This window comes from Burkholderia sp. COPS (assembly GCF_019425585.1).
In the GTDB taxonomy this organism is placed as follows: Bacteria; Pseudomonadota; Gammaproteobacteria; order Burkholderiales; family Burkholderiaceae; genus Burkholderia; species Burkholderia cepacia.
The window spans coordinates 170,709-183,335 of the sequence record NZ_WIXR01000004.1; the positions used below are offsets into that span (position 1 = coordinate 170,709).

A 12,627-nucleotide genomic window follows, 5' to 3' on the forward strand; every position below is an offset into this window, starting at 1 on the left:
CGTGCGCCGCTGTCCGTCTTTCGTCAATCGCGCTGCAATACGTACCGGCCCGGCGCCGGCTCGATCACCGGGAACTGTGCGGAACCGGGCTGGGCGGGCGGCGCCACCTTGCGGCCGCCGTACTGGTCGAGCCACTCGACCCAGGTCGTCCACCAGCTTCCCGGATGCTCGGTCGCACCGGCAAACCAGTCGTCCGCCGATTCGGGCAGGTCGCTATCGTTGATCCAGTAGCTGCGCTTCTTCTTCGCCGGCGGATTGATCACGCCCGCGATGTGCCCCGACGCGCCGAGCACGAACTTCAGCGGGCCCGACAGGATCGACGTCGACGCATAGGCCGTCTGCCACGGCACGATGTGATCCTCGCGCGAGCCGTAGATGAAGGTCGGCACGTCGATCAGCGTCAGGTCGACCGATTCGCCGCACACGGTCAACGCGCCCGGCTCGCGCAACTTGTTCTCGAGATAGGTATTGCGCAGGTACCACGCGTACATCGGGCCCGGCAGGCTCGTCGAATCGCCGTTCCAGTACAGCAGGTCGAACGGCGCCGGCGTGCGGCCCTTCAGGTAGTTATCGACGACGTAGTTCCACACGAGGTCGTTCGGCCGCAGGAACGAGAACGTGTTCGCGAACTCGACGCCGCGCATCAGCCCCGGCTGCGTGCCGTTCTTGCCGCCGATGGTCTGCTCGCGCATCTGCACGTGCGCCTCGTCGACGAACACGTCGAGGATGCCGGTATCGCTGAAGTCGAGCATCGCGGTGAGCAGCGTCATCGACGCGACCGGATGTTCGCCGCGCGCGGCGAGCACCGCGAGCGCAGTCGCGAGCATCGTGCCGCCGACGCAGAAGCCGAGCGTGTTGATCTGCTCGCGGCCGCTCACCTGCTGCACGGCGTCGATCGCCGCGAGCAACCCTTCGTTCATGTAGTCGTCCCACGTCTTGTGCGCGACCGATGCGTCCGCGTTGCGCCACGACACGAGGAACACCTGATGGCCGTTCGACAGCGCATGCGCGACGAGCGAATTCTCGGGCTGCAGGTCGAGGATGTAGAACTTGTTGATGCACGGCGGGACGATCAGGAGCGGCCGCTCGAATACCTTGTCCGTCTTCGGCGTGTACTGGATCAGCTGGATCAGGTCGTTCTCGTAGACGACCGCACCTTCAGTACACCCGAGGTTCTTGCCGACCACGAACTGCGATTCGTCGGTCTGCGAAATCTTGCCGCGCTGCAGGTCGCCGAGCAGGTTCATCATCCCCTGCCGCAGGCTTTCGCCCTGCGTCTCGAGAATCGATTTCTGCGCGTCGGGATTGAGTGCGAGGAAGTTGCTCGGCGCGGCGGCGGCCGTCCACTGCTGGACCGTGAAACGAATGCGCTCGCGCGTCTTCGGATCGGTCTGAAGCGCGTCGGCCAGTTCCTGCAGATAGCGCGCGTTGAGCAGATACCAGGCCGCCGCGAACGCATGCGCCGGCGACGCCTTCCATGCATCGCCGCTGAAGCGGCGGTCCTTCAGTTCGGGCGACTCGAGCTTCGCGGCGGCGGCCTGCTGCATCAGCGCCATGCAATCGCGCGCGTAGTCGGCCTGCAACGCCTGAAGCCGCTCGGGGGGAATCGCGGCGGCCGGCAGCTTCAGCCCGGCGAACGGCGACGCCATCGCGCCGAAATCGGGCATCGACGGCACCTGGAACGGAAACGAGGTCGGAAACTGGAATGTCGCGAACGGATTCACGGTGGCCGACGCAGTCGCGGCACGTGCCGGATCCGCAAAACCGCGCCACGCGTTCAACCACGACTCGAACATCTGCTGCATCGGCTGGGCGGCCGGATCGAAACCAATGCTGCCCGAGGAAGTGCCCGCCTCAGCGGACGTCGACGATTTTTTCGATGCTGTCATTACCTGCCTTACCGGTGATTCGTGAGCGTCTATCGTGAAATCCTGCTCGCGCGCGGCGTGCCGGCTGCGAGCCGGGCCGTCATGCTCTGGAGAGGCGTCTCCAGATTCTGCCGCAGTGCGGTATTTTTATCATTATCGTTTTCCCCATGTGAAGTGCCATATCAAACCGCTGAACAATTCCGCACGGAGATAATCCTCGCGCAACAGGCGGGACAAGAGTTCCGGCGAAACATAAAACATTTTGATTGACTTGACTTCGCATTTTTCATTCAGCCGCACACGTAACGCGGCATGGCCGCTGCAAAATCGAGATAACCCGATTTTGCAGCGCCACAAATTCCGCGCCCATGCGCATCCCGTCAATCCGCCAGCCAGATCGCCGCCGCCATGCGGCCCGTCACGCGGTCGCGCCGGTACGAATAGAAGCGCGCCTGCTCGGTGACCGTGCAGGCCGTCCCGCCGCTCACGTGCGCCACGCCCGCACGGGCAAGACGCAAGCGCGCGAGCGCGTAGACATCGGCCAGGAACTTGCCGGGCGCGCCGTCGATCGCGACGAACGCAAGCCGGGTTTCATCATGCTCCGACTGCGGGGCCGTGTCGAGAAACGCGTCACGCACGTCGGCGCCGACCTCGAACGCCCGCGGGCCGATCGCCGGCCCGAGGTAAGCATGAAGCGCGTCCGTCGCACCACCCGCGAGTGCCGCGACCCGCGCCGCCGTCTGTTCGACGATGCCGGCCGCGAGCCCGCGCCAGCCCGCATGCGCGGCGCCGACGGCGCGGCCCTGCGTGTCGCACAGCAGCACCGGCAGGCAATCCGCGACCATCACGACGCAGACGGCGCCGGCACGGTCAGTGACACTCGCGTCGGCCTGCACCGGCGCAACCGCCGCGTTTGTTGCCGCGTTTGTTGCCGCGTTTGTTGCCGCGTTTGTTGCCGCGTCTGCCGCCGCGATCACCTCGTCCGCGCGCACGATCTGCGCGCCGTGAACCTGCTCGAGCCACGCGGCGCTCGACTGGCCAGCCAGCGCGAGCAGGCGCGCGCGATTCGCGGCGACATGAGCCGGATCGTCACCGGTATGCAGGCCGAGATTCATCCCGCCCGGCAGAGCTTCCGCGCCCTGCCAGCGCCCGTACGGGCCTTCGCTCACCCCGCCGTCGCGCGTCGTGATCAGCGCGCGCACGCGCGGCGACACCTGCCAGTCGGGCTGTACGCAGTCCTGCCACGTCAACGGCGCCAGGTTCGTCATCGGCACTCACTCCTCCTCATCGTCCAGGTACGGCTCATCGCCGTGATACTCGCCGCCGAAATCGTCATCGTCGTAGACACCGTCATCGTCGTCGAATTCCTCGTCGCCCTGCCCGAAGCCGAGCGCCGCGACGAGGGCGTTCATGTCGTCCGGCAGCGGGCAGCGCCACTGCATCGCCTTGCCCGTGACCGGGTGCACGAGACCGAGCCGCCATGCATGCAGCGCCTGCCGCGCGAAACCGTCCGGCAACGGCGCGACCGAGCGCTTGCCGCGCGCACGCCCGTACACGGGGTCGCCGAGCAGCGGGTGCCCGGCATGCGCACAATGCACGCGGATCTGGTGCGTGCGGCCGGTCTCGAGATCGCACTGGATTGCCGAAACCGGCTGACGTTGCCACAGGCATGTGTCAACCGTGCGGAAATGCGTGCGCGCGGGCTTGCCCGATGCGCCGGTGACGACGGCCATGCGCGTGCGTTCGCGCGGATCGCGGCCGATCGGCGCATCGATCGTGCCTTCCTCGGGCATCGTGCCCCACACGAGCGCGAAATAGCGGCGCTTCACCGTGCGGGCCTGCAACTGGCGCACGAGATCCGTCTGCGCGGCCAGCGTACGCGCCACCACCATCAGGCCCGATGTCTCCTTGTCGAGCCGGTGGACGATCCCCGCGCGCGGCAGGCCGGCCGCCGCGTCGCCATAGCGATGCAGCAGCCCGTTGAGGATCGTGCCGCTCCAGTTGCCGGCGGCCGGATGCACGACGAGGCCGGCCGGCTTGTTGATGACGACGAGCGCGTCGTCCTCGTAGATCACGTCGAGCGGCACCGGTTCCGGTGTAAAGGCGAGCTGCTCGGGGAGCAGGTCGGGCACGAGCTCGATCCTGGCGCCGAGCGGCACCGGCTGGCGGATCTTCGCCGGCGCGCCGTCGACGAGCACGCGCTGCGCCTCGATCCAACTCTGCAGGCGGCTACGCGAGAATTCAGGGAACAGTTGGGCGAGCGCCTTGTCGAGGCGCTCACCCGCGAGCGACAGCGGCACTTCGACGACGCGCGGCGCGTCGTCGGCCGCCGCGGACGGCACGACGGGCGCCTGCATGGCGTCGCCGGCCAGATCGTCATCGAGGGAATCCCCCGACGCAGCGTCGGCGGGCCGATCGCTTGGGCTATAATCTTCGCGATTTGGTGTGCCCGGCTGGGCATTCTGCGAACTTGAACGGGTCATTTAGACTGGGTCACCGAGACTTGAAGCTAGGACATGCGAGCATGATGAATTCGACCAAACGCACGGCCAGAACCGTCGCCGCCCGGGCTGCGGCGGTAGCGGCCGCGGCCCTCATCGCCGGCTGCCACGGCTTGCCGCAGAAGCAGGACGAGACGGCTACCTGGTCGAACAACAAATTATACTCAGAGGCCCAGGACGCACTGTCCGGCGGCGACTGGGGCAAGTGCGCGAAATATTTCGAATCGCTGCAAGGTCGCGATCCGTTCGGCCACTTCGCACAACAGGCGCAGATCAACGTTGCGTACTGCAACTGGAAGGACAACGAAGCGGCCGCCGCCGACCAGGCCGTCGATCGCTTCATCCAGCTCCACCCGGATCATCCGGATATCCCGTACGCGTACTACCTGAAGGGGATGATCCACTTCAACGACGATCTCGGCCTGTTCGGCCGGTTCTCCGGCCAGGACATGAGCGAGCGCGATCCGCAGGCACTGCGTGAATCGTACGATGCGTTCAAGGTCGTCGTCGACCGCTTCCCGAAGAGCAAGTACGCGCCCGACGCCGCCGCGCGCATGCGCTACATCGTCAACGCGCTCGCGTCGCACGAAGTGCACGCGGCCGACTACTACTACCGGCGTGGCGCCTACGTCGCGGCCATCAACCGCGCGCAGCTCGCGATCAAGGACTACAAGGGCGCCCCGGCGATCGAGGACGCGCTGCACATCATGATCCTATCGTACGGCAAGCTGAACCAGCCGCAACTCGCCGAGGACACGAAGCGCGTGCTCGCAGGCACGTTCCCCGACAGCCCGTACGTCACGGGTCACTCGCGCCCCGGCGCGAAGAAGTCGTGGTGGCAGTTCTGACGAAAGCACCATGCAGCGCCCGCTGCACGAACAAAAAACCCGGCCGTCGAGCCGGGTTTTTTATTGGCGCCGCGTTCAGGCAGCGTCGGTGCGAGCGCGCGACGAGCGCCGCGCGCGTCGTCACGTGCGCTTTGCGGAACGGTGCTCGTCGAAGAAGTCCTGGACGACCGCGATCTCGCGAGTCCGCTTGAACGGCGGCAGGCTCTGCCAGATCCGGCGCCCGTAGGGCTTGTCGACGAGCCGCGTGTCGCAGATCATCAGCACGCCGCGATCCGTCTCCGCGCGAATCAGCCGGCCCGCGCCCTGCTTCAGCGTGATCACGGCCTGCGGCAACTGGTGCACGGCGAACGGGCTCAGCCCCTTCTTCGTCAGCGCATCGAGGCGCGCGGCGAGCACCGGATCGTCCGGCGGCGCGAACGGCAGCTTGTCGATCACGACGAGCGACAGCGCATCGCCGCGCACGTCGACGCCTTCCCAGAAACTCTGGCTGCCGACCAGGATCGCATTGCCGTATGCACGGAAACGGTCGAGCAGTTCGGTACGGCTCGCATCGCCCTGCACGAGCAGCGGCGTGTTCCAGCCGCGCGATTCGATCACGTCGCGCAGCTTCGACGCGATCCGGTCGACCGCGCGCAGCGTCGTGCACAGCATGAACACGCCGCCACCGGACGCCTCGATCGCCGGCAGCGCGGCGTCGAAGACGGCATCGGTAAACGCCGGCGAAGACGGTTGCGGCAGGTTGCGCGGCACGTACAGCAGCCCTTGCGACTGGTAGTCGAACGGGCTCGCGAGCGTCATCGAACGACGCGAGCTGAGGCCCATCTGTGCCGCGTAGTGCGTGAAATCGCCGCGCACCGACAGCGTGGCCGACGTAAACACCCATGCACGCGGCACACCCGCGCGCTGCTTGGCAAAGATCGGCGCGACCGACAGCGGCGTTTCGTGCAGCTGGACCGTGTGCGCGAACACTTCGACCCAGCGTACCTTCTCGTTCGGATCGCCGTCGGATGCCGCCTTGTCGCCGGCCGCCGCCGCGTCGGCCTTCGCGGCCGCCTCCGTCGCGCCGGGCGCGACCCAGCCGGCCAGCAGGTCCTGCAGTTCGCGTGCGCGCCGCAGGCACGCGCCGAGCGATTCCGCCCGTTCGGCCTGGCTGGCAAGCGCCGACGCAAGCGCATCGAGCGCGGCCTCGAGCGCGTCGAGCGCGCCGAACATCGGGTGATCGTCGCCGAGCTGGGCGAGCGACATCCGGACGATCTGGTCGTTCGCGAACGCCAGGCGCAAGTCGCGCGCCGCGCGCTCGAGATCGCCGCCGAGCTTCACCCATTCGACCGCGTCGCGCGCATGGCTCAGGCCTTCAGCTACCGTGTCGCGTGCGAGTTCGAGAATCTGCGTCGTCGACAGCGTCTCGCCAAAGAACAGCGTCGCCGTTTCCGGCAACTGGTGCGCTTCGTCGAAGATGATCGTGTTCGCGTTCGGCAGCAGCTCGGCCATCCCCGTGTCGCGCAGCATGATGTCCGCAAAGAACAGGTGGTGGTTGACGACGACGACGTCGGCCTGCTGCGCCTCGCGCCGCGCCTGCATCACGAAACATTCCTTGTAGTGCGGGCATTCCTGGCCAAGGCAGTTGTCGCGCGTCGACGTGACCATCGACCAGACGGGCGCCGTTTCCGGCACGCTTGCGAGCTCGGCCTTGTCGCCGCTCTTCGTGATCTTCGCGAAACGGACGATTTCCTGAAGGTAGGCCGTATCCTGCCGCGACGGCAGCCGACCGTTGTCGGCCGTGCGTTGCAGGTAGTAGTGGCACAGGTAGTTTGCACGCCCCTTGAGCATCGCGACCGACACCGGCACCGCCAGCGCGTTGCGCACGGTCGGGATGTCGCGCTGGAACAGCTGGTCCTGCAGGTGTTTCGTGCCGGTCGACACGATCACCTTGCCGCCCCACAGCATCGCGGGCACGAGGTACGCATAGGTCTTGCCCGTCCCCGTGCCGGCCTCGACGATCAGCGTGTTGTCCCCGGCATCGCTGTCGGGCTCGGCTGCGGCGGCGTCCGCGCCCGGCTCGGCCGCCTTGTCGCCGTCGCCGAGGCGACGCGCCGGCCGCTTGCGGGTTTCGAAGATCTCGGGCTCGGGCATCCGGCGAGCGGACGCCTCCATCGCGGACGCGACGGCGCGTGCCATCTCGATCTGCGAGGTACGCGGCCGATAGCCGTCGAGCGCGCGCGCGAGCAATCCGCCCTCGCCGAAAATCGTGTCGAGTTCGTCGACGCGCTTGCGGCTCAGTTCAAAGGTGCCTTCGGGCGCACGAGCGCGCCCGACGGACGACTCGTCGCGCCGGGCATCGGGGGTGGCTTCAAGCGGTGAATTCAAGGCAAGCGTTCCTGTGTCCAGCGCCCGGGCGGCGCCGGCGCTTGCCAGGCCGCGCTCAGGCGCGCTTATCCGGTTCCAGCTGCGATTGCAGCAAAATGATTTTGTCCTTGGCCGCCAGCTTTTCCTTCTTCAGCCGGTGCAGCGTGATGTCGTCGATGTCGGAGTGTCCTTCCTTCAGCTCGATCTCCCGAGCGAGCTGCTGGTGCTGCTCCTGCAATGCAGCCAAACGGTTGTGCAATTCCTGCTGCTGTTCCGTGTGACGGTTTTGCATAGTTGCCTCCTCATCGAAGCAGCGCGCCGGCTGGCGTGCCAGCGCGCACGAGACTGATTCCGGATCAATCCAACACGTTACTGCCCCTGCTGTTGCTTCTGCTGCGCCTTTTCGGTCGCTTCCTTCTGACGCCGCTCGACATCGGCCTTGTGCTGCTCGGCTTCCTTCTGCTTCTGCTCGTAGCGCGCCGCGTTGTCCGCCCGCTCCTGCGCCTTCTGCGCGGCCTGCTGGTGCGCCTGGTCGAGCTTGCGCTGGAAGTCGCCCTGCTTCTGGTCGTACGCCTGCTTGTTCGCCGCGCGCTGCGGCCCTTCCGCGCCGCGCTGCGCCTGCTTCAGCGCATTCTGCTCCTGCTTGTCGCGGAACGCAGCGGCGTTTGCCGCGTCGTTCGCCGCGCGCTGCGGCGCTTCCGCCGCGTCCTGCGCCTGCTTCAGCGCCTGCTGCTGGTCGCGCTGCTGCGCGCGCACCGCCCGCTGCTCGTCGTTGAGCGCGAGCTGCTCCTGGCGGATGCTCGCCCGCTCGTCGCGCATCTGGTCACGCGCCTTGCCGAGACAGTGATTGACGAAGAACTTGCTGTAGCAATCGTGCTCGGCCACCGCATAACGATAATCGTTTTCCGCGGAGCGTTGATTGAGCACTTTTTGACGGGCGTCGAAATCCGGTGCGGCCGTGGCCGTCACGGGTGCGGCCGCGGCGGCGGCCGGCGCGGTGGCGCCCGAAGCTTGCGCGAACGCACCGGAAGGCCCGGCAGACAAAGCCGCGGCGAGCGCTGCGCCGAGCGCGACGAGAGAAATTCGGGAAGTTGGCAACGTCGTAGGAAAGCTGCGGGACATGTGTCAAATTCTATCACCCCCGGCTGGACGCTCCGCCATTTATGGCAAAATGCCCCGCTTCACTCACCCGCGGCATCTGGCCCGTCGGGCCCGCCACGCAGCCCGCCGCTTCGGGCTTGCCGGCCCGCGCCGCGATTTCAGCAGGCAGATCATCCACGACATGACGGAAACCGTAGCACTCAAGATCGTACAGCGCATCGCCACCGAACTGTCCGTCCAGCCGCGCCAGGTCGCGGCGGCCGTGCAACTCCTCGACGAAGGCTCGACCGTTCCGTTCATTGCCCGGTACCGCAAGGAAGTGACCGGCAACCTGGACGACACGCAGTTGCGCCAGCTCGAGGAGCGCCTCCTGTATCTGCGCGAGCTCGAGGACCGCCGCGCGGCGATCCTGTCGAGCATCGACGAACAGGGCAAGCTGACCGACGAGCTGCGCGCCGCGATCGACGCGGCCGACAGCAAGCAGGTGCTCGAAGACCTTTATCTGCCGTACAAGCCGAAGCGCCGCACGCGTGCTCAGATCGCCCGCGAGGCCGGCCTCGAGCCGCTCGCACAGGCCCTGCTCGCGAACCCGCTGCTCGACCCGCAGGCCGAGGCGGCCGCGTACGTCGACGCCGACAAGGGCGTTGCCGACGTGAAGGCCGCGCTCGACGGCGCGCGCGACATCCTGTCCGAACAGTTCGGCGAAACGGCCGAGCTGCTCGGCAAGCTGCGCGATTACCTGCACAGCCAGGGCGTCGTGTCGTCGGCCGTCGTCGAGGGCAAGGAAAACGAGGAAGGCGAGAAATTCCGCGACTATTACGACTACGCGGAAACGATCAGGACAGTGCCGTCGCACCGCGCCCTCGCACTGTTCCGCGGCCGCAACGCGGGTGTGCTGACGATCAAGCTCGGCCTCGGCGAAGAGCTCGACGCCCAGGTGCCGCATCCCGGCGAGGCGATGATCGCGCGCCATTTCGGCATCGCGAACCAGAACCGCCCGGCCGACAAATGGCTGTCCGACGTATGCCGCTGGTGCTGGCGCGTGAAGGTGCAGCCGCACATCGAGAACGAACTCCTCACGCAGCTGCGCGAAACGGCCGAAACCGAAGCGATCCGCGTGTTCGCGCGCAACCTGAACGACCTGCTGCTGGCCGCGCCGGCCGGCCCGAAGGCCGTGATCGGTCTCGACCCCGGCCTGCGCACGGGCGTGAAGGTCGCGGTCGTCGACCGCACCGGCAAGGTGCTCGCGACCGACACGATCTACCCGCACGAGCCGCGCCGCGACTGGGACGGCTCGATTGCAAAACTCGCGCGCCTCGCCGCGCAGACGCAGGCCGAGCTGATCAGCATCGGCAACGGCACCGCATCGCGCGAAACCGACAAGCTCGCGAGCGAGCTGATCGCAAAACATCCGGAGCTGCGCCTGCAGAAAATCGTCGTGTCGGAAGCCGGCGCGTCGGTCTACTCGGCGTCCGAACTCGCGGCGAAGGAATTCCCCGACATGGACGTGTCGCTGCGCGGCGCCGTATCGATCGCGCGCCGCCTGCAGGACCCGCTCGCCGAGCTCGTGAAGATCGAGCCGAAGGCGATCGGCGTCGGCCAGTACCAGCACGACGTGAACCAGCGCGAACTGGCCCGCTCCCTCGACGCGGTCGTCGAGGATTGCGTGAACGCGGTCGGCGTCGACGCGAACACCGCGTCGGCCGCGCTGCTGGCACGCGTGTCGGGCCTGAACGCGACGCTCGCGCGCAACATCGTCGACTACCGCGACGCAAACGGCCCGTTCCCGTCGCGCGAGCACCTGCGCAAGGTTCCGCGCCTCGGCGACAAGACCTTCGAACAGGCCGCCGGCTTCCTGCGCATCAACGGCGGCGAGAATCCGCTCGACCGCTCGTCGGTGCACCCGGAAGCGTATCCGGTCGTCGAACGGATGCTCGCGAAGATCAGCAAGCGCATCGACGACGTGCTCGGCAACCGCGAAGCGTTGTCGGGCCTGTCCCCGACGGAATTTGTTGACGAACGTTTCGGCCTGCCGACCGTGCGCGACATCCTGTCCGAACTGGAGAAGCCGGGCCGCGATCCGCGTCCGGAATTCAAGACGGCCACGTTCCGCGAAGGCGTCGAGAAGGTGTCGGATCTCGTGCCGGGCATGACGCTCGAAGGCGTCGTGACGAACGTCGCCGCGTTCGGCGCGTTCGTGGATATCGGCGTGCACCAGGACGGGCTCGTCCATGTGTCCGCGATGTCGACGAAGTTCATCAAGGACCCGCACGAAGTCGTGAAGGCCGGCCAGGTCGTCAAGGTGAAGGTGCTCGACGTCGACGTGAAACGCCAGCGGATTGCGCTGACGATGCGCCTCGACGACGAGGCAGCAGCGTCCGGCATGTCGTCACGCAGCAGCCAGGACCGCGGCAACGCGGGGCGCGGCGCCGCCCGCCCGCAGCGTTCGCGCGAGCCGGAACCGGCCGGCGCAATGGCCGCGGCGTTCGCGAAGCTGAAGCGCTGAACACGCAAAAAAGGCGTCGCCGCACAAAAAAACCCGCCTCCCGGCGGGTTTTTTTTATTGAGTCGTCGTTTGCATTTCCGATATCCGGGATGAAAACCGAATATGCGCGTTTCCATCGCCATTCCCCTGCGTTTAATCGGCAAATTAAACAATCCGCATTGCGACATGCGTTTTCTTGACGCTTCACAAGCGACACATAAAATAAGTTTTCGAACGGCCGTATTTTGATGCTTCTGTATTGGGCAGCGATCTTGCCGTTCAGCGACAGCATTCTCCGCGGCGCTCGCATGCCCGGTGAATATCCTGCCTCCCGTATTTCGGCCTCGCTTTTTTGCAGTCGATTCGCGACGCATTGCATCCGGTATTCGCCTGACCGGCGAACCGGGACGGATTCGCGAAAATGGATCGGGGAACCATGACAGACGATCATCTGAAAACCGAACTGGCCGCATTGCGCGTGCCCGTTTTCGACGTGCCGTGGGCCGGAGCCTGTTCACCGCACGTCGAGCGAATCGAATCGCGCATGCTCGAGTGGGCCGACGCATACGGCCTACTCATCAGCGACGCCTACCGGGAACGCGTCGTACGCACCCGATACGGCTGGCTCGCCGCGCGCTGTTACCCGAACGCCGATCCTTCCCTGCTGCAGGCGCTCGCCGATTATTTCGTGTGGTTCTTTCTCGTCGACGACCTGTTCGTCGATCGCGTCGAGCCGGTCGGCCCCGATACGTTGCGCAATCTGACCGCGATGATCGATGTGCTCGACTACGAATGTACCGGCCCCCAGCCCATATATGGCGAGCGAGCATGGCTGGATGTGTGCCAGCGCCTGCGCGCACGCCTGTCGGCCGAACATTTCGCGCGCTTCGCACAAGGCATGCGCCTGTGGGCCACCACGGCCGGACTGCAGATTATCGGCCACCTGAGGGCCGAGCCGATCGCAGTGCAGCAATACGAAACGATCCGGCGTCACACGAGCGGGATGAATCCTTGCCTCGCGCTGGCGGACGCGGCCAATGCCGGTGCCGTCCCGCCCGATACGTTCCATCGGCCGGAAATCCAGACACTGTTCCGGCACGCGAACCATATCGTCTGCTGGAGCAACGACATCCAGAGCGTTGGCGTCGAAGCGTGCCAGCCCGGGCAGTTCCGGAACATGGTGATGATCCACGCTTCCCGCGGCCATACGCTGCAGGCCAGCGTCGACTACACGGCCGAGCGTGTGCGCGCCGAGATCAGCGCATTCGTCCTGTGCGCCGATGCACTCGCCCAGCATGCCGACACGCGCGTGCGCGGCCTTGTCGACGGCTGCCGATACTGGATACGCGGTTATCTGGATTGGGTTGCGCGGGATACGCAGCGCTATACGGCTGCGGCCGCGGCCGGCGATGCGGACGATCGCGGCCTGATTGCCTGGTCGGCGGACTCGGCGGCGCGCGGCTGAACGACCCGCGCGC

The 12,627-nt window shown here is 66.5% G+C and carries 9 protein-coding genes; 3 read left to right on the plus strand and 6 right to left on the minus strand.

Annotation, left to right across the window (positions count from 1 at the left end; translation table 11 throughout):
- Positions 1-23: 23 nt before the first annotated feature.
- The 3 genes from phaC to FOZ70_RS03535 all read right to left on the minus strand — a co-directional run bounded on the left by phaC (position 24) and on the right by FOZ70_RS03535 (position 4,351).
- Complete coding sequence (phaC, locus tag FOZ70_RS03525; RefSeq protein WP_042977626.1) at positions 24-1,889, minus strand: class I poly(R)-hydroxyalkanoic acid synthase; 1,866 nt, start codon at positions 1,887-1,889, stop codon at positions 24-26.
- A gap of 359 nt (positions 1,890-2,248) precedes the next feature.
- Complete coding sequence (gene pgeF, locus FOZ70_RS03530; RefSeq protein WP_219704953.1) at positions 2,249-3,136, minus strand: peptidoglycan editing factor PgeF; 888 nt, start codon at positions 3,134-3,136, stop codon at positions 2,249-2,251.
- A 6-nt stretch (positions 3,137-3,142) separates the two neighbouring features.
- Entirely contained in the window at positions 3,143-4,351 is a 1,209-nt protein-coding gene (locus tag FOZ70_RS03535) for an RluA family pseudouridine synthase (protein WP_219704954.1), read from the minus strand.
- 41 nt (positions 4,352-4,392) lie between these two features.
- Between FOZ70_RS03535 and FOZ70_RS03540 the strand changes: the two genes are divergently transcribed.
- Positions 4,393-5,217, plus strand: coding sequence for an outer membrane protein assembly factor BamD (locus FOZ70_RS03540; protein WP_021163132.1), 825 nt, complete (start codon positions 4,393-4,395; stop codon positions 5,215-5,217).
- A gap of 120 nt (positions 5,218-5,337) precedes the next feature.
- Here the strand turns inward: FOZ70_RS03540 and FOZ70_RS03545 are convergent, their stop codons facing one another.
- The 3 genes from FOZ70_RS03545 to FOZ70_RS03555 form a co-directional block, all read right to left on the minus strand.
- Positions 5,338-7,584 carry an ATP-dependent DNA helicase gene (locus FOZ70_RS03545; RefSeq protein ID WP_219704955.1) on the minus strand — a complete coding sequence of 749 codons (2,247 nt, stop codon included), beginning with the start codon at positions 7,582-7,584 and terminating at the stop codon, positions 5,338-5,340.
- A gap of 55 nt (positions 7,585-7,639) precedes the next feature.
- Positions 7,640-7,855 (minus strand): YdcH family protein, encoded by a 216-nt coding sequence (locus FOZ70_RS03550; RefSeq protein WP_006478692.1) that lies wholly within the window; start codon positions 7,853-7,855, stop codon positions 7,640-7,642.
- A gap of 77 nt (positions 7,856-7,932) precedes the next feature.
- On the minus strand, positions 7,933-8,685 hold the full coding sequence (locus FOZ70_RS03555) for a hypothetical protein (protein WP_059553332.1): 753 nt from the start codon (positions 8,683-8,685) through the stop codon (positions 7,933-7,935).
- Positions 8,686-8,845: 160 nt separating this feature from the next.
- Here FOZ70_RS03555 and FOZ70_RS03560 point away from each other — a divergent pair, with 160 nt between their 5' ends.
- Positions 8,846-11,170 carry a Tex family protein gene (locus FOZ70_RS03560; RefSeq protein ID WP_219704956.1) on the plus strand — a complete coding sequence of 775 codons (2,325 nt, stop codon included), beginning with the start codon at positions 8,846-8,848 and terminating at the stop codon, positions 11,168-11,170.
- A gap of 415 nt (positions 11,171-11,585) precedes the next feature.
- Positions 11,586-12,614 carry a sesquiterpene cyclase gene (locus FOZ70_RS03565; protein ID WP_059494262.1) on the plus strand — a complete coding sequence of 343 codons (1,029 nt, stop codon included), beginning with the start codon at positions 11,586-11,588 and terminating at the stop codon, positions 12,612-12,614.
- Positions 12,615-12,627 lie beyond the last annotated feature (13 nt).